Genomic DNA, 19928 nt, shown 5'->3' on the forward strand with positions numbered 1-19928 from the left:
GGCGCGTTTGAGCGTTTCGAGACGGGGCTAGGTTTCGAGGCATGGCTTCAACGCACGGTGCCCACAGGATTCTGGTCGCCTCCAACCGCGGCCCGGTCACCTACGAGGTACGGGAGGACGACTCGCTGCACGCCAGACGCGGCGGCGGCGGCCTCGTCTCGGGACTCTCGGCGATCGGGCCGGACGCGGGCGCCCTCTGGGTCTGCTCCGCGCTCGGCGACGGCGACCGGGAGGCCGTCCGGCGGGGGGTCCACGAGGACGGCGTACGGATGCTGGCCATCGACGCCGAGGTGCACGCCGACGCGTACAACGGCATCGCCAACTCCGTGCTGTGGTTCGTCCACCACCTGCTCTACCAGACCCCGCTGGAGCCGGTCTTCGACGCGGAGTTCCGGCGCCAGTGGGAGTCGTACCGGACCTACAACCGGGCCTTCGCCGAGGCGCTGGCCGAGGAGGCGGCCGAGGGCGCGGCCGTGCTGGTCCAGGACTACCACCTGTGCCTGGTGCCCGGAATGCTCCGCGAACTGCGCCCCGACCTGCGCATCGGCCACTTCTCCCACACCCCGTGGGCACCCGAGGACTACTTCCGGATGCTCCCCGACGACATCCGCGACGAGCTGATGGAGGGCATGCTCGGCGCCGACCGGGTGGCCTTCCTGACCTGGCGGTGGGCGACGGCGTTCCTGCGCTGTGCGGAAACGACCGACCCCTGGCACTGGGCCGGGTCCTGGTCCTCGGGAACGCCCCGGGCGGTCAGGCACCTGGACGACCCCGGGGCGGGCGGGCGCGAGACCCGCATCGGGGTGCACGGCCTCGGCGCGGACGCCGAGTTCCTGCGCGAGCGCTCGCACCGGGCGGACGTCGAGGAGCGGATGGCCGCGCTGCGCGAGGAGATCGGCTCCGGCCGCAGGACGATCGTGCGCGTCGACCGGACCGAGCTGTCCAAGAACATCGTGCGGGGACTGCTGGCGTACCGGCAGCTGCTCGACGACCACCCCGAGTGGCGCGAGCGGGTCGTCCACGTGGCGTTCGCCTACCCCTCGCGGCAGGACCTCGCGGTCTACCGGGACTACACGGCCGAGGTGCAGCGCGTCGCCGACGAGATCAACTCCCAGTACGGGACGCCCGGTTGGACCCCGGTGGTGCTGCACGTGAAGGACGACTTCGCGCGCTCGCTCGCCGCCTACCGGCTGGCCGACGTCGCCCTCGTCAACCCCATCAGGGACGGCATGAACCTCGTCGCCAAGGAGATCCCGGTCGTCTCCGACGAGGGCTGCGCGCTGGTCCTGTCCCGGGAGGCCGGGGCTTACGAGGAACTGGGCGAGGACGCGATCTCCGTGAACCCGTACGACATCACCGGGACGGCGCGGGCGCTGCACGAGGCGCTCGGCATGCAGCCGGGCGAACGGGCCGAACGCACCAAGCGCCTCACCGCCGCGGCCACCGCCCTCCCCCCGGCCCAGTGGTTCCTGGACCAACTGCGCGAGCTGGAGGCCTGAGCAGAAAATTCAGCCCCCGGCCGGATCCCGGCTGCGGCTGCAATTTTCAGCCCCGGCCGGGGAAATCTCAGCCCCTCCGGCGTTTGAGGAGCGGGGTCCGGGGCGGAGCCCCGGGTACGGGAAGGGCAGGGGCGGAGGGGGCGAAACACGCTTGCGGCCGACCCGCCCCGCAGGGGACGAGCCGGCCGGATCAGGCGAGTGCGGCCGCGAGGGCCGCGAGGAGGCCGACGACTCCGGCGGGCCCGTCGACCACCAGGTCGGCTCGGTCGGCGAGTTCGGCGACCTCGGAGCTGCCGCTGCACACCAGAAGGCCGGGGATCCCGTCGGAGCGGAGCTTGTCGACGGCGGCGAAGGCGGGCAGGTCGCCCAGGTCGTCCCCCGCGTACAGCACGGCCTCGGCCCCGATCTCCCGGACGTACTCCATGAGAGCGACGCCCTTGTCCATCCCGGGCGGACGCAGCTCCAGGACCATGCGCCCCGGCTCGACGATCAGCCCGTGCCGGGCGGCCAGTTCGCCCAGCGGCTCCCGGAGCGCCTCGAAGGCGGCCTGAGGATCGGCGGCACGCCGCGTGTGCACCGCGACGGCACGGCCCTTCTCCTCGATCCAGGTGCCCTGCCAGGCGCCGATGCCGTCGAGGAACCCCGGCAGTTCGGCGCGGACGGCGGCCACGCCGGGATGCGGGGCGGGGGCGGTGACGGTGCCGCTCACCGCGTCCCAGCGCTCGGCGCCGTAGTGGCCGAGGACGACCAGGTGCTCCAGTCCGGCCACGCCCGCGAAGCCGCCGTGGCGCACGGCCACACCGGCGGGGCGGCCGGTGACCACGGCGACGGAGGCGACCTTGGGGGCGAGTGCGGCGAGTGCGGGGACCGCGTCGGGGTGCGCGCGGGCCCGGTCGGGGTCGGGGACGATGGGGGCGAGGGTTCCGTCGAAGTCGAGTGCGACGACGGTGCGGGTGGGGCGCGTGAGGATCGCTTCCAGAGCGTCGCGTCCGGCGGGGGTCACCGGGGCCGGCAAGGAGTCCTTGGATTCGGGGTGGCTGCCCATGGGGCGACCCTATCCGGGCGGGGGCGGCCGCACCGTTCCTATGGATGAGCGGGAGTGGGTCCTGCCGCCCGGACTCGTACTGGATCAGGCCTTGCGCCCCGGCTACCCCGGCCGGACCGGATGCCCCCGTCTCACCGCTCGTCCCGGCGGGCCTCCCGGACCCGGCGCAGTCTGTTGACCGTGACGGGGTCGTGCGCGAGGGCGCGCGGGTCGTTCAGCAGCGCGTTCAAGAGCTGGTAGTAGCGGACCGGGGCCAGGCCCAGTCGCTCGCGTATGGCGCGCTCCTTGGCGCCGGGACCGGGGAAGCCGCGGCGTTCCAGGGCGAGAATGCTCCGTTCGCGCGCGGGCAGCTCTTCCATGGACAGCACGGTAGTCCCCGGCACCGACAAGCGCCGGGGCCGGGGCCGCGGTACCGCCGCGCCCGGGGTGCCGGTCCCGGAACGCGGAATACGACGTCCCCTATCCCGTGAGTGGACTAGACCTTTCAAGGGGTAAAGGGCGACACTGTCCCCCGTGAGACACGTCATCGCCCTCGATGTGGGCGGCACCGGGATGAAGGCCGCCCTCGTCGGGGTGGACACCGAGCCCTCCCCGGACCGCCCCGACGCGCCGCGCCCGGGGGCCCCCGGGCACCCCGCGCTGCTGCACCAGGCCCGCCGGGCGACCGGCCGCGAACGCGGACCCGACGCCGTCGTCGAGGAGATCCTCGACTTCGCCGCCGAACTGCGCGCCCACGGCGAGGAGCACTTCGGCGAGAGCGCCCTGGCCGCGGGCGTCGCCGTCCCCGGCATCGTCGACGCCGCCGAGGGCATCGCGGTCTACGCCGCCAACCTCGGCTGGCGCGACGTCCCGCTGCGCCGGCTGCTCGGCGAACGGCTCGGCGGCGTGCCCGTCGCGCTCGGGCACGACGTGCGCACCGGCGGGCTCGCGGAGGGCCGGATCGGCGCCGGGCGGGGAGCCGACCGCTTCCTGTTCGTCCCGCTGGGCACCGGCATCGCGGGCGCCATCGGCATCAACGGCGTCGTCGAGGAGGGCGCGCACGGCTTCGCGGGCGAGATCGGCCACATCGTCGTACGGCCCGGCGGAGCCCCGTGCCCGTGCGGGCAGCACGGCTGCCTGGAACGGTTCGCCTCCGCGGCGGCCGTCAGCCAGGCCTGGGCCGAGGCGTCCGGCGACCCCGGGGCGGACGCGGCGGACTGCGCCAAGGCCGTCGAATCGGGCGACCCGAGGGCGCTGGCCGTCTGGCAGGAGGCCGTCGACGCGCTCGCCGACGGCCTGGTCACCGCGCTCACCCTCCTGGACCCGCGCACGCTGATCATCGGTGGCGGCCTCGCCGAGGCGGGGGAAACCTTGTTCACACCCCTGCGGGCCGCGGTCGAGCGACGCGTCACGTTCCAGAAGCTGCCGTCCATCGTCCCCGCGGCCCTCGGGGACACCGCCGGATGCCTCGGTGCCGGGCTCCTCGCCCGGGACCTCCTGAACACCACTCCCACGACTCCCCGGAGGTAACCACCCGATGGCTCCTAGCAAGGTTCTCGCCGGCGCCCGGGTGGTACTGCCCACCGGGATCGTGCACGACGGCCGCGTGATCATCGACGGTGCGCGGATCGCCGGCGCGGGTGCCCCCGAGACGCGACCCGCCGGAGTCCTCGGGGAAGCCCCCGCGGACACGCCCGTGACCGACCTGTCCGGCCACTGGGTGGTCCCCGGCTTCGTCGACATCCACAACCACGGCGGCGGCGGCGCGTCCTTCACCTCGGGAACGGTCGAGGACGTCCTGCGGGGCATCCACACCCACCGGCTGCACGGCACCACGACCGTCGTCGCCTCGACCGTCACCGGTGACATGCACGGCCTCGCCGAACGCGCCGGGATGCTCTCCGAACTGGCCGAACAGGGCGACCTCGCGGGCATCCACTTCGAGGGCCCGTTCATCTCGCCGTGCCGCAAGGGCGCGCACTCCGAGGAACTGCTGCGCGACCCGGACCCGGCCGACGTCCGCAAGCTCCTCGACGCGGCGCGCGGCCGGGCCAGCATGGTCACGCTCGCCCCCGAACTGCCGGGCGGACTCGACTCCGTACGGCTGCTCGCCGAACACGGGGTGATCGCCGCGATCGGGCACACCGACGCGACGTACGAGCAGACGAAGGCGGCCATCGACGCGGGCGCGACCGTGGCGACGCACCTGTTCAACGCGATGCCGGCGCTCGGTCACCGCGCGCCGGGCCCCATCGCCGCCCTCCTGGAGGACGAGCGGATCACCGTCGAGCTGATCAACGACGGCACGCATCTGCACCCCGCCTCGCTGGAGCTGGCGTTCCGTCACGCGGGCTCCGGCCGGGTCGCGTTCATCACCGACGCGATGGACGCGGCGGGCTTCGGTGACGGCCGCTACATGCTCGGCCCGCTGGAGGTCGAGGTCGCGGACGGCGTCGCCCGCCTGGTGGAGGGCGGTTCCATCGCGGGCTCCACGCTCACCCTCGACCGCGCCTTCCAGCGCGCCGTCACGGTCGACAGGCTGCCGGTCGAGGACGTCGTGGCGGCCATCTCCGCCAACCCCGCCCGTCTGCTCGGCGCGTACGACCGGGTGGGCTCCCTGGAGCCGGGCAAGGACGCGGACCTCGTGGTTCTCGACGCCGACTTCGCGCTCAAGGGCGTGATGCGCGGCGGAGAATGGGTGGTCGATCCCCGACTGGGGTGATTCACCCCTTTGTTGCTTGCGGCGGTTGGCCCGGGGGGACTGGGCCGACCGCCGTTGTGTTTGGCATGATCGAGCCTCCGGAACCACCGGCGGGCGTCCGACCGGCGCCCATGTCACAGAACTCTTCGGGGGAGGTCGGCCCAGGTGATCCTCACGGTCACACTGAACACCGCTCTCGACATCACCTATCGCGTGCGGGCGTTGCGCCCGCACAGCTCGCACCGGGTGAGCGAGGTGACCGAACGTCCGGGCGGCAAGGGCCTGAACGTGGGACGGGTGCTCACCGCGCTCGGGCACGAGGTGACGGTCACCGGTTTCACCGGCGGCGCGACCGGCCGCACCGTACGGGACCAACTGGCCGAGTCGGCCGGGGTGGTGGACGCGCTCGTCCCGGTGCGGGGCTCGACGCGGCGCACGATAGCCGTGGTCGACACGACGACCGGTGACACGACCCAGCTCAACGAACCGGGACCGGCGATAACACCCGCCGAGTGGTCGGCCTTCCAGGAGACGTACGAGCATCTGCTGCGCTCCGCCTCCGCGGTGGCCCTGTGCGGCAGCCTGCCCCCGGGCGTCCCGGTCGGCGCCTACGCCCAGCTGGTCCGCACCGCACGCGCCTCGGCCGTCCCGGTGCTCCTGGACACCAGCGGCGAGCCCCTGCGCCGGGGAGTCGCCGCCCGCCCCGACATCGTCAAGCCGAACGCCGAGGAACTGGCCGAACTCACCGGCTCCCACGAGCCGCTGCAGGCCACCCGCAACGCCCGGCGGCGCGGCGCGCACGCGGTGGTCGCCTCCCTCGGCACGGACGGGCTGCTCGCCCACACCCCCGAGGGACACTGGCGGGCCACCCCGCCCGTGCGGGCGCACGGCAATCCGACCGGCGCGGGCGACTCGGCCGTCGCGGGCCTGCTGTCGGGCCTGGTGGAGAAACTCGACTGGCCGGCCCGTCTCGCCCGAGCGGTCGCGCTGTCGACGGCGACGGTGGCGGCACCCGTGGCGGGCGAGTTCGACCGGGCCCTGTACGAGAGCCTGCTGGGCCGGGTGACCGTGACCGCGGAGTCCGCCGCGGCCTAGCCCCCTCGGCCCCTCCGGCCCCTCCGGTCTCCGGGGGGGGGGAGGCTAGCGCTCGACCTTCCCCTTCTTCACCGAGAGCTGGTCGAGCAGCACGTTGCAGCTGTCGCCGTCCCCGCAGGAGAGGGTGATCGTGTTGGTGCCCTTGTTGAGGTTGGGCCACGCGTAGGTCGTCGTCCAGCCCTTGGCGAAGTCGCCCTCGGCGGCGTGCGCGAAGTTCTTCATGCTCAGCTTGGAGCCGAAGGGCTTGCCGTTGACGGTGAGCGTCATCGACGCGTCCTGGCCGGGGACGCTGTAGCGCGCGAACACGGTGTAGATACCGTCCTCGGGGATGCCGTTGAACGTCCAGGTCACCGAGGCGCCCGGGGCGTTCAGACCGGCCACGTAGATCCCGCCGTCGGACTGGGCGCCCTGGACGTCGGAGGCCGTCGTCACGCCGGTGCCCAGGTTCAGCGCCTTCGCGTCGGCCTTGGGGAGCTTCGCGGGCTTGTCGGACCCCTTCGTCTCCTCCTGGGTCGGCGCGGCGCTCTGGGAGGCCGTCGGGGTCGTGCCCGCCTGGTCGCCGTCCTTGTCGTCGTCACCGCCGCCCGTCATGGCGACGGCGATGCCGATCACCACGGCGGCCACCACGGCGACCGCTCCGATGAGGAGGCCCTTGGTGTTCGGGCCGCGGCCGCGGCCGCCGTCACCGTGACCGGGCATCGGCGTCCGCGCCGTCTGCGCACCGCCGGGAACGGTCTCGGGGGCCCCGTAGTGGGCGTTCGGCTGGCCGTAGCCGCCCTGCTGCGGCACCTGGCCGTACGGGGCGGTGGGGGCCTGCTGGCCGTAGGTGCCCTGGGCGGTCTGCTGGCCGTACTTGCGCTCGCCGACCGCCCGCACCCGGTTGACCGAGCCCGGGTAGCCGTAGCCGCCGCCTCCAGAGGGCGGCGTGGCTCCGTTGGCCTGACCGTCGGCGTAGAGATAGCCGAACGGGTCGTCCTCCTCGGGCGTGCTCGCGCCGTTGTTGCCGGGCGTCATCCCTTGGTCTCCTCAGCGGGTGCGGTTCTGATGCGGTACACGAATGAATGGCGAGCCTACCCGGTTTCCCTGGGCCGAACGGGGGGCCTTCACCGCATCGATGCACTGACCTGCGTCTTACCCCGCGCGCCTGTGCTGTTTGGGACGAGAACGTTTCTCGACGTACATCCGTTCGTCAGCCGATTTCAACACCTCGTCCGCCGTCATTCCACAGTGGGCCCACCCGATGCCGAAACTGGCGCCGACGCGGACGGCCCGTCCATCGACCCTGATGGGAGGGATGATCGCGTTCCTCAGGCGTACGGCGAGGTCCTGGGCGTCCGCGCGGCCGAGGCCGTCGGCGAGCACCACGAACTCGTCGCCGCCGAGCCGGGCCACCGTGTCGCCGTCCCGGACCCCGTGGGTGAGGCGGCGGGCGACCTCGATGAGAACCTCGTCACCCGCGTTGTGCCCGAACCGGTCGTTGATCGACTTGAAACCGTCGAGGTCGCAGAAAAGCACCGCGAGCCCCTTGGTGCCGTCGTCCGTCTCGCCCTCGGGCGCGACGGTGTGCACATGGTGGTCGAAGGCCTCGAACGCCTCGGCGCCGGCCCGGAAGTCGAAGCCGTGCCCGTTCCCGTCGTAGGCGGGGTGGCCGTTGTCGTCGTACTCGCCGGACAGCGGGTCCGTGAGGTCCCCGTGGCCGTACGCCGCGTCCAGCGAGGCGACCGCGCCGGGCGGCAGGGACGCCGGGCGCCGGCACAGCCGGGCGCCGAGCCGGGAGCGCAGCTCGGCGGAGTTGGGCAGACCGGTGAGGGCGTCGTGCGAGGCGCGGTGCGCGAGCTGGAGCTCACGGCGCTTGCGGTCCTCTATGTCCTCGACGTGGGTGAGCAGGAAGCGGGGGCCGTCGGCGGCGTCCGCGACGACGGAGTTGCGCAGGTGGACCCAGACGTAGGTGCCGTCGCGGCGCCCCAGCCGCAGCTCGGCCCGGCCGCCCTCGGCGGAGGTCCGCAGCAGGGTGCCGATGTCCTCGGGGTGCACGAGATCGGAGAAGGAGTAGCGGCGCATCGCGGAGGCGGGCCGGCCCAGCAGCCGGCACAGGGCGTCGTTGGTGCGCAGGATGCGGCCGTGCTGGTCGCCGCCCATCTCGGCGATCGCCATGCCGGAGGGGGCGTACTCGAAGGCCTGCCGGAAGGATTCCTCGCTGGCGCGCAGAGCCTGCTGCTCGCGTTCCAGGCGGACCAGGGCGCGCTGCATATTCGCGCGTAGACGTGCGTTGCTGATGGCGATGGCGGCCTGGAAGGCGTACATCTGAAGGGCTTCGCGGCCCCAGGCGCCCGGCTTGCGGCCGTTGCGCGGCCGGTCCACCGACAGCACGCCGATCAGCTCGCCGTGGCCGCCGCCGTTGCTGCCGCCGCTGTTGACGTTCGGGGTGTACAGCGGCGCGAAGAGACGGTCGGAGGGGTGCCACTCGTCCTCGAAGCGGGGCGCGGGACCGTCGGTGTACCACTGCGGTACGTCGTCCTCGTCGAGGACCCAGCCCTCGGTGTGCGGTATGAACCGCAGGTCGCCCCAGGCCTCGCCCATGGTGAGCCGGCGCTCCCAGGACGTGCGGGAGCCGACGCGGCCGGTGATGAGGGCTTCGGCCGCGGGATTTCCTGCGAGGGCGGCGACGACGAGGTCGCCGTCGGGGCGTACGAGGTTGACACACGCGAGCTCGTAGCCGAGCCCGGTGACCACGCCGTCGGCGACGGTCTGCAGCGTGTCCGCCAGGCTGCGGGCGGTGTTCATGTCCGCCATCACCTGGTGCAGCTGCCGCAGGGTCGCAAGACGGACGTAGGGCTCCGACTCGGTCTCCATTCGCCCTCCCCTCGAGACCTCGCAGCAACTCCAGGGTTCACTCGGCGTACTGGGTGCTCTTTCGGTTCCGTGCTGACTGCCCGGCGCTTCCCCGCGAACCCCTTCACGCCGTACTGCTTGGTAGCTTCCCCGCTCAACGCCTCCGCCACTGAATCACAGCGCGCTCCCCACTCGGTACACAGGGTCAACAAAATATGGCTCCTGTGACTCAAGTCACAGCGAAACCTGAGCAATTGAGTGGAGATTCTGCATTTCCGTGTGTGTCTGACACATGCATTATTGGCCGACTGTGCAAAACCTGTGCACGCCCGGACCCGTGGAACGAGTACGGACGAGAGTACGGCCGTCCCGCCCTCCGCGTTCGCCCGCCCCGTCTCCGGCCCCGGCGCCGGGTCCTCTCCGCCCGGACCTCTCTCGGTCCCCGGACCTAGGTCCCGGTTCGGGCCGAGGTCCGATGCGGCGCCCCCGGCGCGGAGACTAGCGTTTCGGCGTGCTCACGACTCCCCCTGTCCTCACCGCCACCCCGTCCGTGCATGCTGAGGGGGTGAGCAACGACGAGTTCCGCGCCGCCATGACCCGGCTCGCCGCGGGTGTGGTCCTGGTGACCGCGCACGAACCCGCGCTGGCCCCCGACGGGCCGAGCGGCGAGGACGTCGGCATGACCGCGACCGCGTTCATGTCCGTCTCCCTGGACCCGCCGCTGGTCCTGGTCAGCCTGCGCGAGGGGTCCCGGATGGACGACCTGCTCGACGAACAGCCGCTGTGGGGCGTCTCCGTGCTCGCGGAGAGCCAGCGCCACATCGCCGGCCGCTTCTCCATGAAGGGCCGCATCAGCGACCGGCTCCTCTTCGAGGACATCCCGTACGTCCGCGGCGAGGCGTCCGGGGCGCTCCTGGTGGGCGGCGCCCTGGCCACCCTGGAGTGCAGCACCGAGCAGCGGATCCCCGCGGGCGACCACACCCTCGTCATCGGCCGCGTCCTGACGGCCCGGGTGCCGAGCGCCGACGGCGGGCCCCTGACGTACTTCAAGGGCCGCTACCGGCAGCTCGGCTAAGCGGCCCGGGCAAGCGTGACGGCTCGGGACGGCCGGGGGGGGACGGCTCGGGACGGCTCGGGCCTAGCCCCAGTCGCGGCCCGTGCGGCCGCGCTTGGTCTCGGAGCGGGCCTTCTTCTCGCGCAGCCGGCGTTCGTTGATGCCCCGGGGGATACGGGTGGCGCGGCGCGGCCGGGGCGGCGGCGCGGTGGCCTCGGCGAGAAGGGCGGCCAGGCGCACGGCCGCCGTCTCGCGGTTGCGCCACTGGGAGCGGTGCTCGGAGGACCGGACGCTGACGACCCCGTCGACGAGCCGTCCCGCGAGCTTCTCGAGGGCGCGGTCCTTCCACACGGGCGGCAGCGCCTCGGTGTTCGCGAGGTCGAAGCGGAGCTCGACCTGCGAGTCGCTGGTGTTCACGTGCTGCCCGCCCGGCCCGCCGGAGCGCGAGAAACGCCACATGAGCTCGGCCTCGGGCAGGGAGACGGAGCCGCGGATGACATAGGGACCGGACATGTGTTCATGGTCGCCCGCGCGGGCGGTCCGCGTCACGCGATTTTCGGCGTCTCTCGGGGTGAAGAGGGGAGTCTGGGTAAAAAAGGTAAAGACAGGCGGAACCTCGGGTACCCCCCTCGGCGTTCATAGGGGTGACGGTAGCTTCGTCCCCAGTACGAAGCCCGTATGTCACGAGGGAAGGGACTCCCAACAATGGCTGTAAGCCTGTCCAAGGGTGGCAACGTCTCGCTCACCAAGGAGGCGCCGGGCCTGACCGCCGTCACCGTGGGCCTCGGCTGGGATGTCCGCACCACCACGGGCACCGAGTTCGACCTCGACGCCTCGGCCATCGCGGTCAACCCCCAGGGCAAGGTCTACTCGGACGCCCACTTCGTCTTCTTCAACAACAAGCAGACCCCGGACCAGACCATCGTCCACACCGGTGACAACCGGACGGGTGAGGGCGCGGGCGACGACGAGGCGATCAACGTCAACCTGGCGGGCCTCCCCGCCGACGTCGAGAAGATCGTCTTCCCGGTCTCCATCTACGACGCGGAGACCCGCACGCAGAACTTCGGCCAGGTCCGCAACGCCTACATCCGCATCGTGAACCAGGCCGGCGGCACCGAGATCGCCCGCTACGACCTCTCCGAGGACGCCGCCACCGAGACCGCCATGGTCTTCGGCGAGCTCTACCGCAACGGCGCGGAGTGGAAGTTCCGCGCGGTCGGCCAGGGCTACGCCTCGGGTCTCGCGGGTATCGCGCAGGACTTCGGCGTCAGCGTCTGACAGCCGCGCGCACGCGCACGATGAGCGAAGCCCCCGGACCGCGGTTCACCCGGGGGCTCCTCTCATGGGGCGGCGCCGTCCGGGCTGTCCGGCGGGCGGGACGCCGGGGCGCTCACGGGCGTCGGCCTGCCCGCCGGCTCACGGGTGGGCCGGCTTGCCCTTTCCGTACAGCCAGTTCTTCCAGATCCCGCCGAAGTCCTTGTCCGGCGCGGCCTTCTCGACGTACGCGGTGAACGCGGCCGTGTCCGCGTTCGCGTGACGCCGGGTGGCGGCCCAGCCCTGGACGATGTCGTAGAAGGTGTCGTCGCCCACCAGTTGGCGAATCTTGTGCAGGACCATCGCACCGCGGTAGTAGACGGGCGGGTCGGAGATCTGCGCGGCACCGGGCGGGTCGGCGGGCGGGAAGGCCCAGATCTCGCCGCTGTCGACCGGTTCGTAGTAGTCGCCCTTGTAGAGGGAGTTGAAGATCTCCTCGGCCGAGTCGCCGTCGTGGTCCTCCTGCCACAGCCACTCCGCGTAGGTGGCGAAGCCCTCGTTCAGCCACATGTCCCGCCAGGACTTCGGGGTGACCGAGTCGCCGAACCACTGGTGGGCCAGTTCGTGGACCAGGATTTTGGTGTCCGGCGCGCCGGGGAAGACGGGGCGCGTCTGGGTCTCCAGGGCGTAGCCCGCGTCGTCGGCGCGGTCCACGATCGCCCCGGTGGAGGAGAAGGGGTAGGGACCGAAGTTGTACTCCGCCCAGTCCATGATCTCGGGGATCTCCCCCAGCACCTTCTCGCTCGCCTGCTTCTGGGTCGGGTCCACCGCCGTGTAGACCGGCAGCCCGTTCTTCGCCGTCGAGCGGGTGACGTCGTAGTTGCCGATCGCGAGCGTCGCCGCATGGCTCGCCATCGGCTCCGCGGTGTGCCAGGCGTAGGTCGTCCGGCCGTCCGTGGTCGACTCGCTCGTCAACTCGCCGTTGGAGACGGCCTGGAGGCCCTTCGGGACGGTGATCCTGACGTCGTACGACGCCTTGTCGGAGGGGTGGTGGTCGCCGGGGAACCAGGTCATCGACCCCGTGGGCTCCCCGAGGGCGAGGGCGCCGTCGGCCGTGCGCAGCCAGCCCTCCTTGGAGGAGTCGGCGTCGGTGATCGTCCGGGGGATCCCGGAGTAGCGGACCGTCGTGCTGAACGTCTCCCCCTTGTCGAGGTCGTCGTGCGGACGCACGGTCAGTTCCTGGCCCGCCCGGCTCCAGCGGGCGCCGCGGCCCTCGACGGTGACGTCGGAGACGTCCAGCCCCAGCAGGTCGAGACGGAAGGCGCTGAGGTCCTCCAGGGCCCGCGCGGTGATCTCGGCCGTTCCCGTCAGCCGTTCGTCCCGGGGGTCGTAGGACAGGGTGAGTCCGTAGTGCGCGACGTCGTACCCGCCGTTGCCCATCTTCGGGAAGTACGGGTCGCCGACGCCGGCCGCGCCGGGTTTCCCGTGCACGCCGTCCCCGCCGCAGGCGGTGAGCCCGGCGACGAGCGCGAGAGCCAGGGCAAAGGGGACGGTGACGGAAGATCGGGGCACATCCGCGATCCTAGGCGGCCGCTCCGCCACCCGCCGCGTCCCTGCGGCCGAACGTCCCCGGACCGTCCGGAAACCGCCGCCCCGGTGCCCCCTCTCCGGCCGGAAACCGCCTCCCTGGGCCGACCGGGAAGCGGGCGCCGCCCGGCGTGACACCATCACCTCGTGCTCGACATCGGCTACGCCCTCTCCAACCGCTTCCCCGACCCCCCGCAGACCGACTACCGCCGCGCGGACGTCCACGCGCTGCGGCACGACCTGTTCTGCGGGGACGTGTACCTCGCCGACACCAAGACGGACCGGGAGGTGTCCACGGGCTGGGGCTGGGTACCGGTGCTCGACTTCGCGTGGGCGCTGTGCGACATCGTGGAGCACCTCGACCGCGACCCGCTGGGCAGCCGGGCCTCCCGCCCCCAGCAGGCGGAACTGGACTTCACCGAGTCGACCGACCGCATGCTCTTCGAGCGCCGCTTCGGCTGGGTGGACATCGAGGCCGACTGGATGCCGGGCGACGAGGAGCCGCTGACCTTCTCGCACACCGAGTTCCGCCGCGAGGCCCGTGACTTCCTGCACGACCTGCTCGCGGACCTCACCGACCTGCACGAGGACCTCGCCGAGAACCCGGCGATCTGGACGCTCCAGGCCCGCTTCCCCCGCGTCTCCTAGCGGGCGGACCGGACAGCCGGTGGGTCTCAGACCCCCTCCGCGCCGCCGTCCACCCGCACCCCCAGGGCGGCCGCCAGCACCGGTGCCAGGTCCAGGAGCTGGTGGGTGCTGATGACCGCGCCCGCGAGCCGCTCCACGCCCCGCGCGATGTCCAGCTCCGCCGCCGCGCGCAGGTCCACGTCCACGAGGGTGGCCCCGGTGAGGTCCGCTCCCTTCAGGACGCAGTTCACGAACTCCACCCGCTCCAGGCGGGCGCCCCCGAAGTCCGGCTCGACCAGGACACAGCCCTCGAAGACGACGTCCTTGAGTCTCGCCTTGCGCAGATTCAGATAGTCGATCTTCCCGCCGCGCACGACCACCCGCTCCAGGACGGAGCCGTACAACTGCGCCCCGCCGAGGCGGGCGTCGATCAGCTCGACATCGCGCAGCGTCGACTCGGCGAGATCGGTGCCCACGCCCCGGATGCCCGTGAGGACCGAGTCCAGCACGCGCGCGTGGTGCAGCCGTGTCTCGTCCAGCGCGCAGCCCGTCAGCGCGCAGTCCATGAAGCGGGCTCCCCCGCCGTCCTGTCCGGCGAAGTCCGCCTCCCGGAACTCCAGCCCGTCGTAGTCGCCGTCCGGCTCCAGTTCCGCGCCGTCGTACGGCTCCAGCGCGGGCAGCCGCAGCTCCGGCCGCCGTGCCGCCCTCGGACCGGCTCCCGGTGCCTTCGCACCCGTCCCGTCGCGTCCGCCCGCCACTCTCCTCGCCATGCCCCCATCCTGCCCGCCGCCACTGACAACGGGCGCCGGCCCACGAGAGCGCCCGCATGTCACATCGCGCCGGCCTGCGGAAACGCACGGCATGTCACATCGCGGGCCCGCGTCACGTCGTACCCACGGAAAGCCTTGTCGTCAGAGCACGCCAAAAGCGCGAGCGCAGGTCGGCCGGCACCGAGCAGACACCGAGCAGAGGAGACCTCCAGCCATGTACCGCATCACCGTCATCGGCGGCGGCTTCGCCGGACTCACCGCCGCCGTCACCGCCGCCGAGGCGGGTGCCGAGGTCACCGTGTACGAAGCTCACCACACCCTCGGCGGGCGGGCCCGGACCGCCGAGGGGCCCTACCGGACGAACGAGGGACCGCACGCCCTCTACAGCGCGGGCCCGCACTGGACCTGGCTCCGTCAGCGGGACCTGATCGGAGCGCTCGCCCCGATCCCGCCCCTGGAGGCGGCCCGGCTGCGCCTGCGGCACCGGGGCGTGCTGCGCCGCACCCCGCCGTTCGCGATGCTGAAGCTGCTGCGGCGCTCCGGCCAGCGGGCTCCGGCGGACGTCGACTTCATGACCTGGGCGAGGGGACAGGCCGGGGAGGAGGGCGCGCGGGCCGCGGCCCACTACTCGGCCGTCGCCCTCTTCCACCACGATCCCGGTTCGCTGTCGGCGGCGTTCGTGCAGGAGCGGCTGCGCCGGGCCATGAAGGTGCCGACGGAGGTGCACTGCCCCCGGGGCGGCTGGGCCGGCGTCATCGACCGGATGGCGGGGCGGGCGTGGAACCTCGGCGTGCGGATGGAGACGCTGGCCCGGGTGGACGCCGTCCCCGAGGGCCGGGGCCCGGTCATCGTCGCCACCTCGCTGGCCTCGGCCCGCCGTCTGCTCAAGGACGACTCGCTGACCTGGCCGAGCGGCCGTACGGCGCTGGTCGACCTGGCGCTGCGGAGCCGCCGCGGGGACGCGTTCGCCGTCTCCGACCTGGACGCGCCGGGCTGGATCGAGCGCTTCACCGCCCGGGACCGCACCCTCGCCCCGGCCGGTGAGCAGCTCCTCCAGGGGCAGTTCCCGATCGCCCCGGGAGAGTCCGGGGCACACGGCGCCGCCCGTGCCGAGCAGCTCCTGGACCTCGCCTTCCAGGGCTGGCGCGAGCGCGTCACCTGGCGGCGCACGAGCGTCGCGAACGGCCGTACGGGCGCGGTCGACCTGCCCGGCACGACCTGGCGGGACCGTCCGCGCATCGACCGGGGCGACGGCGTCTACCTCGTGGGCGACCAGGTCGCGGCTCCCGGGGTGCTCTCGGAGGTGTCCTTCAACAGCGCGATGGAGGCCGTGTCGCTGGCCCTGGGCCTCCGGGAGCGCCTTGACCTCAAGCGGGCTTGAGGTTGAACAGTGGTCAGGGCCCGACCGGCCGATCCCGCCGATTCCGAGGAGCCCCCCGATGTACGCGATCCGACTGCACGCCTTCGGTCCCGCCGAGAACCTCGTCCTCGAGCGGACGGAGGACCCCGAGCCGGGACCCGGCCAGGTCCGGATCGCCGTGGCGGCCGCGGGCGTCCACCTCCTGGACACCGCCCTGCGCGCGGGCATGCGGGGCGGCCCGGCCCCCGAGCCCGTCCTGCCGACCGTCCCCGGCCGTGAGGTCGCCGGAACCGTCGAGGCCCTCGGCGAGGGCGTCGCCGGGCTCTGGCTCGGCAGACGCGTCGTCGCCCACCTCGGTTTCGCCCCCGGGGGCTACGCCGAGCTGGCGGTCACGGACGTCGAGCGCCTCCACGACATTCCCGGGAACCTCGACTTCGCGCAGGCCGTCGCCATGATCGGGACGGGCCGTACGGCCATGGGGATCGCGCAGTTCGCCGAGTTCGGCCCCTCCTCCGTGGTCGTCGTGCCCGCGGCGGCGGGCGGCGTCGGCACGCTCCTCGTGCAGTACGCGCACCACGCGGGCGCGACCGTGGTGGGCCTCGCGGGCGGCCCCGAGAAGGTGGCGCTGGCCCGCGCGAACGGCGCCGATCCGGCCGTCGACTACACCGATCCCGGCTGGCCGGAAAAGGTCCGCGCGCACCTCGGCGGCCGGGCGGCGACCGTCGTGCTCGACGGCGTCGGCGGTGACGTGGCCCGGGAGGCCGTCGGGCTGCTCGGCCCCGGCGGCCTGCACCTCGTCTTCGGCTGGTCCGGCGCGGGCCTGCGCGGCGGCTCCCCGTACCTCGTGGAAGGGGTGTCCGAGCAGGTGCTCGGCCCCGTGATGATGCGCAGGGCGGGCGGACCCGACCCCGTGCGGACCCTGGAACTGCGGGCCCTGGCCGAGGCCGCGGCCGGCCGCCTGGTCCCGGCCGTGACCCGTTTCCCCCTCGCCGGGGCGGCCGCGGCGCACCGGGCCCTGGAGAACAGGGCGACGATCGGAAAGGTGGTGCTGGAACCATGACCACGAGCCGGTGGAACGCGCCCCACGAGGCCGAATCGCCCAAAGATGCGACCCCTTCCGTTCCATGGTCTTCTGGGCGAATGAGTGTCACCCGGACAGGTGAACCAGAAGCGCCCGCGGGTCCCGACCCCCATCGCTGGTGGGCGCTGGTGATCATCGCGCTCGCCCAGCTCATGGTCGTGCTGGACGCGACGATCGTGAACATCGCCCTTCCGTCCGCGCAGCACGCTCTCGGCATATCCGACGGCGACCGGCAGTGGGTCATCACGGCCTACACGCTGGCCTTCGGCGGGCTGCTGCTGCTCGGCGGCCGGGTCGCCGACCTCGTCGGACGCAAACGCACCTTCGTCATCGGGCTGATCGGCTTCGCGGTGGCGTCGGGCATCGGCGGCGCGGCGACCACGTCCGGCATGCTGTTCGCCGCCCGCGCCCTCCAGGGCGCCTTCGCCGCCCTGCTCGCGCCCTCGGCGCTGTCCCTGCTGACCACGACCTTCACCGACCCGAAGGAACGTGGAAAGGCGTTCGGTGTCTACGGAGCGCTGGCGGGCTCCGGCGCGGCGATCGGGTTCATCCTGGGCGGCGTGCTGACGGAGTACCTGAACTGGCGCTGGTGTCTGTACGTCAACATCCCCATCGCGGTGATCGCGGTCTTCGGCGCGTTCGGACTGCTGCGCGACCGGCCCGGCCACAAGAACGTCCGGCTGGACGTGCCCGGCGCGGTGCTGGGCTGCGGCGGACTGGTGGCGATCGTGTACGGGGTCAGCGAGGCGGAGTCGCACGGCTGGTCGGCCCCGCTGGTGCTGGGTCTGATCGCGGGCGGGGTCGCGCTGCTGGTCGCGTTCGTGTGGTGGCAGAACAGGGCGCCGAGCCCGCTCCTGCCGCTGCACATCGTCAAGGACCGCAACCGCGCCGGCTGCTTCCTGACGATGGGGCTCGCCGTCATCGGCATGTTCGGCGTGTTCCTGTTCATGACCTACTACCTCCAGGTCGTCCTCGGATACTCGCCGGTGAAGACCGGTCTGGCGTTCCTGCCGCTGACCGTCGCGATCATCATCGGCTCGACGCAGATCTCGGCGCGGCTGCTGCCCCGTGTGGCGCCGCGCGTGCTGATGGTCCCGGGCATGGTCCTCGCGGCCGGCGGCATGCTGTTCTTCACCCAGCTCACCGTCGACTCCGCCTACGCCACCGAGCTGCTGCCGGGGCTGCTCCTGCTGGGTCTCGGCATGGGCCTGACCTTCATGCCGGTCTTCGCCACCGCGACCGCCGGGGTCGCCCCGCAGGACGCGGGCGTCACCTCGGCGACGGTCAACACCTCGCAGCAGGTGGGCGGTTCGATCGGCACGGCGCTGCTGAACACCATCGCCACCACCGCGAGCACGGCCTACATCGCCGCCCATCTCCGCGACCCCGCGCAGAGGGAGCTGATCACCCGGGAGGGCGTCGTCCACGGGTACACCGTGGCCATCTGGTGGGCCGTCGGCATCATGCTGCTGGCCGGCCTGGTCGCGGGGCTCATGGTCACGGCCAAGGCCCCCAGGCACGCGCCGTCGGACGCGGCGGTCGCGGAATCGGTGGGCTGACCCCGGTCCTCCGGACGGTGTGGCCCCGGGCCGCGGGGAGCCGGCGGCCGGGGGTCACACCGGCACCGGGTCAGTGGCGCCCCGCCACCCGGTCGGCGATCCGGGCCAGCCGGGACGACTCCGGGCTGTGGGTGGTCCCTTCACGGCGGTCGGCCGTGCGGTAGGTCGCGTACATGCCGTGGACGCCGATCCAGCGGAAGGGCTCCGGTTCCCACTTGCGGACCTTGTGGCCGACCCAGGGCAGGGCGGTCAGCTCGGTCGCGCCCGCCTGGCCGGAGTCCTGCCGCACGAGGTCGCGCAGGGTGCGTGCGGCGAGGTTGGCGGTGGCGACGCCGGAGCCGACGTAGCCGCCGGCCCAGCCGAGGCCCGTCGAGCGGTCCAGGGTGACCGTGGCGCACCAGTCGCGCGGGACTCCCAGGACACCCGACCATGCGTGGGAGACCTGGACGCCGATCAGCGACGGGAAGAGGCGGACGAGGATCTCGTACAGGGCGTCGACGGTGGACCGCTGGGTGCGGCCGTCGTTGTCGGTGCGCGAGCCGAAGCGGTACGGGACGCCGCGGCCGCCGAGCGCGATCCGGCCGTCGGCGGTGCGCTGGGCGTACATGTACGCGTGGGCCATGTCGCCGAGGGTCTCGCGGCCCTCCCAGCCGATCTCCGCCCACTGGCCGTCCGTCAGCGGCTCCGTCGCGATCATGGACGAGTTCATCGGCAGCCAGGTCCGCTTCTGGCCCTTGAGGTTCGCGGTGAAGCCCTCGGTGCAGCGCAGGACGTAGGGGGCGCGGACGGTGCCGTACGGGGTCACCGCGTGCTGCGGTCGGATCTCGGTCACCGGCGTCTGCTCGTGGATGGTGACGCCGAGCGCCTCCACGGCGGCGGCGAGCCCCTTGACCAGCTTCACCGGGTGCAGCCGGGCCCCGTGCGGGGTCCAGGTCGAGCCCACCGCGTCCGCGACGCGAATCCGTTCGGCGGTCTCCTTCGCGCCGTACAGCTCGCGGTCCTTCTCGCCGAACGACAGTTCGTGGGCGTGGAAGGCCTTGAGCCGCGCGAGCTGGGCGGGCGTGTAGGCCACTTCCAGGACACCGCCCTGGTGGATGTCGGCCTCGATGCCTTCCTCGGCGGCCACCCGGACGACCTCGTCCACGGTGTCGTTCATGGCCCGCTGGAGCCGTACGGCCGCCTCCTGGCCGTGCAGCCTCGCGTACCGGTCGCGGCCCGCGATGCCGTTGTAGAGCCAGCCGCCGTTGCGCCCGGAGGCGCCGTAGCCGCAGAACTTCTGCTCCAGGACGGTGACGCGCAGGAAGGGGGCCGCCTTCTTCAGGTAGTACGCGGTCCACAGTCCCGTGTAGCCGCCGCCGACCACGACGACGTCGGCGGTCGCGTCGCCGGGCAGCGGCTCCCGGGGCGCGGGCAGGCCGTCGTCCGCGTACCAGAAGGAGATGCCACCGTTCACGACCTTGCCCGCCGAGCTGCTCATGGCGG

The 19928-nt window shown here is 72.7% G+C and carries 18 protein-coding genes; 10 read left to right on the plus strand and 8 right to left on the minus strand.

What is annotated here, in order from left to right:
- Positions 1 to 41 precede the first annotated feature (41 nt).
- Positions 42 to 1499: a trehalose-6-phosphate synthase gene (locus ACFYW9_RS10230; protein ID WP_389147260.1), complete on the plus strand. Its 1458-nt coding sequence runs from the start codon at positions 42 to 44 to the stop codon at positions 1497 to 1499.
- Between the two features lie 190 nt (positions 1500 to 1689).
- Here ACFYW9_RS10230 and otsB read toward each other — a convergent pair whose 3' ends face one another.
- Together otsB and ACFYW9_RS10240 are read right to left on the minus strand one after the other, a co-directional pair.
- Positions 1690 to 2544, minus strand: coding sequence for a trehalose-phosphatase (otsB, locus tag ACFYW9_RS10235; protein ID WP_389147263.1), 855 nt, complete (start codon positions 2542 to 2544; stop codon positions 1690 to 1692).
- 131 nt (positions 2545 to 2675) lie between these two features.
- Positions 2676 to 2903, minus strand: coding sequence for a DUF3263 domain-containing protein (locus ACFYW9_RS10240; RefSeq protein ID WP_326787043.1), 228 nt, complete (start codon positions 2901 to 2903; stop codon positions 2676 to 2678).
- Positions 2904 to 3057: 154 nt separating this feature from the next.
- Between ACFYW9_RS10240 and ACFYW9_RS10245 the strand changes: the two genes are divergently transcribed.
- The 3 genes from ACFYW9_RS10245 to ACFYW9_RS10255 all read left to right on the plus strand — a co-directional run bounded on the left by ACFYW9_RS10245 (position 3058) and on the right by ACFYW9_RS10255 (position 6319).
- Positions 3058 to 4053: an ROK family protein gene (locus ACFYW9_RS10245; protein ID WP_389147267.1), complete on the plus strand. Its 996-nt coding sequence runs from the start codon at positions 3058 to 3060 to the stop codon at positions 4051 to 4053.
- Positions 4054 to 4060: 7 nt separating this feature from the next.
- On the plus strand, positions 4061 to 5245 hold the full coding sequence (gene nagA, locus ACFYW9_RS10250; protein WP_389147270.1) for an N-acetylglucosamine-6-phosphate deacetylase: 1185 nt from the start codon (positions 4061 to 4063) through the stop codon (positions 5243 to 5245).
- A gap of 144 nt (positions 5246 to 5389) precedes the next feature.
- A complete protein-coding gene (locus ACFYW9_RS10255) occupies positions 5390 to 6319 on the plus strand; it encodes a 1-phosphofructokinase family hexose kinase (RefSeq protein WP_389147273.1) in 930 nt (309 codons plus the stop codon).
- Between the two features lie 45 nt (positions 6320 to 6364).
- Here ACFYW9_RS10255 and ACFYW9_RS10260 read toward each other — a convergent pair whose 3' ends face one another.
- Both ACFYW9_RS10260 and cdgB read right to left on the minus strand, forming a co-directional pair.
- Positions 6365 to 7333 (minus strand): carbohydrate-binding protein, encoded by a 969-nt coding sequence (locus tag ACFYW9_RS10260; protein WP_389147276.1) that lies wholly within the window; start codon positions 7331 to 7333, stop codon positions 6365 to 6367.
- Positions 7334 to 7450: 117 nt separating this feature from the next.
- Positions 7451 to 9172, minus strand: a complete 1722-nt coding sequence (cdgB, locus tag ACFYW9_RS10265) for a diguanylate cyclase CdgB (RefSeq protein WP_351860125.1) — start codon at positions 9170 to 9172, stop codon at positions 7451 to 7453.
- A 490-nt stretch (positions 9173 to 9662) separates the two neighbouring features.
- Here cdgB and ACFYW9_RS10270 point away from each other — a divergent pair, with 490 nt between their 5' ends.
- Entirely contained in the window at positions 9663 to 10226 is a 564-nt protein-coding gene (locus tag ACFYW9_RS10270; protein ID WP_351860127.1) for a flavin reductase family protein, read from the plus strand.
- Between the two features lie 63 nt (positions 10227 to 10289).
- Here ACFYW9_RS10270 and arfB read toward each other — a convergent pair whose 3' ends face one another.
- Positions 10290 to 10718, minus strand: coding sequence for an alternative ribosome rescue aminoacyl-tRNA hydrolase ArfB (arfB, locus tag ACFYW9_RS10275; protein WP_326787036.1), 429 nt, complete (start codon positions 10716 to 10718; stop codon positions 10290 to 10292).
- Between the two features lie 192 nt (positions 10719 to 10910).
- Between arfB and ACFYW9_RS10280 the strand changes: the two genes are divergently transcribed.
- Entirely contained in the window at positions 10911 to 11486 is a 576-nt protein-coding gene (locus tag ACFYW9_RS10280) for a TerD family protein (protein WP_351120692.1), read from the plus strand.
- A gap of 138 nt (positions 11487 to 11624) precedes the next feature.
- Here the strand turns inward: ACFYW9_RS10280 and ACFYW9_RS10285 are convergent, their stop codons facing one another.
- Entirely contained in the window at positions 11625 to 13034 is a 1410-nt protein-coding gene (locus ACFYW9_RS10285; RefSeq protein ID WP_389147282.1) for a M1 family metallopeptidase, read from the minus strand.
- A 162-nt stretch (positions 13035 to 13196) separates the two neighbouring features.
- Between ACFYW9_RS10285 and ACFYW9_RS10290 the strand changes: the two genes are divergently transcribed.
- Positions 13197 to 13697 carry a hypothetical protein gene (locus ACFYW9_RS10290; protein WP_351860131.1) on the plus strand — a complete coding sequence of 167 codons (501 nt, stop codon included), beginning with the start codon at positions 13197 to 13199 and terminating at the stop codon, positions 13695 to 13697.
- Positions 13698 to 13723: 26 nt separating this feature from the next.
- On the opposite strand, the gene ACFYW9_RS10295 is transcribed toward ACFYW9_RS10290, so the two are convergent.
- Entirely contained in the window at positions 13724 to 14446 is a 723-nt protein-coding gene (locus ACFYW9_RS10295) for a pentapeptide repeat-containing protein (RefSeq protein ID WP_389147285.1), read from the minus strand.
- A 214-nt stretch (positions 14447 to 14660) separates the two neighbouring features.
- Between ACFYW9_RS10295 and ACFYW9_RS10300 the strand changes: the two genes are divergently transcribed.
- From ACFYW9_RS10300 to ACFYW9_RS10310, 3 genes are all read left to right on the plus strand, one after another.
- Positions 14661 to 15827 (plus strand): FAD-dependent oxidoreductase, encoded by a 1167-nt coding sequence (locus ACFYW9_RS10300; RefSeq protein ID WP_351860135.1) that lies wholly within the window; start codon positions 14661 to 14663, stop codon positions 15825 to 15827.
- Between the two features lie 58 nt (positions 15828 to 15885).
- The gene (locus ACFYW9_RS10305) at positions 15886 to 16866 is read left to right on the plus strand and encodes a zinc-binding dehydrogenase (RefSeq protein WP_351860137.1); all 981 of its coding nucleotides are present in this window, start codon (positions 15886 to 15888) and stop codon (positions 16864 to 16866) included.
- 80 nt (positions 16867 to 16946) lie between these two features.
- Positions 16947 to 18446 carry an MFS transporter gene (locus ACFYW9_RS10310; RefSeq protein ID WP_389147290.1) on the plus strand — a complete coding sequence of 500 codons (1500 nt, stop codon included), beginning with the start codon at positions 16947 to 16949 and terminating at the stop codon, positions 18444 to 18446.
- Between the two features lie 70 nt (positions 18447 to 18516).
- Here ACFYW9_RS10310 and ACFYW9_RS10315 read toward each other — a convergent pair whose 3' ends face one another.
- Complete coding sequence (locus tag ACFYW9_RS10315; RefSeq protein WP_389147293.1) at positions 18517 to 19923, minus strand: NAD(P)/FAD-dependent oxidoreductase; 1407 nt, start codon at positions 19921 to 19923, stop codon at positions 18517 to 18519.
- Positions 19924 to 19928: the final 5 nt, after the last annotated feature.

This window comes from Streptomyces sp. NPDC002698 (assembly GCF_042888945.1).
Taxonomy (GTDB): domain Bacteria; phylum Actinomycetota; class Actinomycetes; order Streptomycetales; family Streptomycetaceae; genus Streptomyces.

What these genes read in the sequence shown, in the direction of transcription:
- ACFYW9_RS10230 (WP_389147260.1), top strand. Translation starts at nt 42, where the DNA reads ATGGCTTCAACGCACGGTGCCCACAGGATTCTGGTCGCCTCCAACCGC.
- otsB (WP_389147263.1), bottom strand. Translation starts at nt 2,544, where the DNA reads ATGGGCAGCCACCCCGAATCCAAGGACTCCTTGCCGGCCCCGGTGACC.
- ACFYW9_RS10240 (WP_326787043.1), bottom strand. Translation starts at nt 2,903, where the DNA reads ATGGAAGAGCTGCCCGCGCGCGAACGGAGCATTCTCGCCCTGGAACGC.
- nagA (WP_389147270.1), top strand. Translation starts at nt 4,061, where the DNA reads ATGGCTCCTAGCAAGGTTCTCGCCGGCGCCCGGGTGGTACTGCCCACC.
- ACFYW9_RS10260 (WP_389147276.1), bottom strand. Translation starts at nt 7,333, where the DNA reads ATGACGCCCGGCAACAACGGCGCGAGCACGCCCGAGGAGGACGACCCG.
- cdgB (WP_351860125.1), bottom strand. Translation starts at nt 9,172, where the DNA reads ATGGAGACCGAGTCGGAGCCCTACGTCCGTCTTGCGACCCTGCGGCAG.
- arfB (WP_326787036.1), bottom strand. Translation starts at nt 10,718, where the DNA reads ATGTCCGGTCCCTATGTCATCCGCGGCTCCGTCTCCCTGCCCGAGGCC.
- ACFYW9_RS10280 (WP_351120692.1), top strand. Translation starts at nt 10,911, where the DNA reads ATGGCTGTAAGCCTGTCCAAGGGTGGCAACGTCTCGCTCACCAAGGAG.
- ACFYW9_RS10295 (WP_389147285.1), bottom strand. Translation starts at nt 14,446, where the DNA reads ATGGCGAGGAGAGTGGCGGGCGGACGCGACGGGACGGGTGCGAAGGCA.
- ACFYW9_RS10300 (WP_351860135.1), top strand. Translation starts at nt 14,661, where the DNA reads ATGTACCGCATCACCGTCATCGGCGGCGGCTTCGCCGGACTCACCGCC.
- ACFYW9_RS10305 (WP_351860137.1), top strand. Translation starts at nt 15,886, where the DNA reads ATGTACGCGATCCGACTGCACGCCTTCGGTCCCGCCGAGAACCTCGTC.
- ACFYW9_RS10310 (WP_389147290.1), top strand. Translation starts at nt 16,947, where the DNA reads ATGAGTGTCACCCGGACAGGTGAACCAGAAGCGCCCGCGGGTCCCGAC.
- ACFYW9_RS10315 (WP_389147293.1), bottom strand. Translation starts at nt 19,923, where the DNA reads ATGAGCAGCTCGGCGGGCAAGGTCGTGAACGGTGGCATCTCCTTCTGG.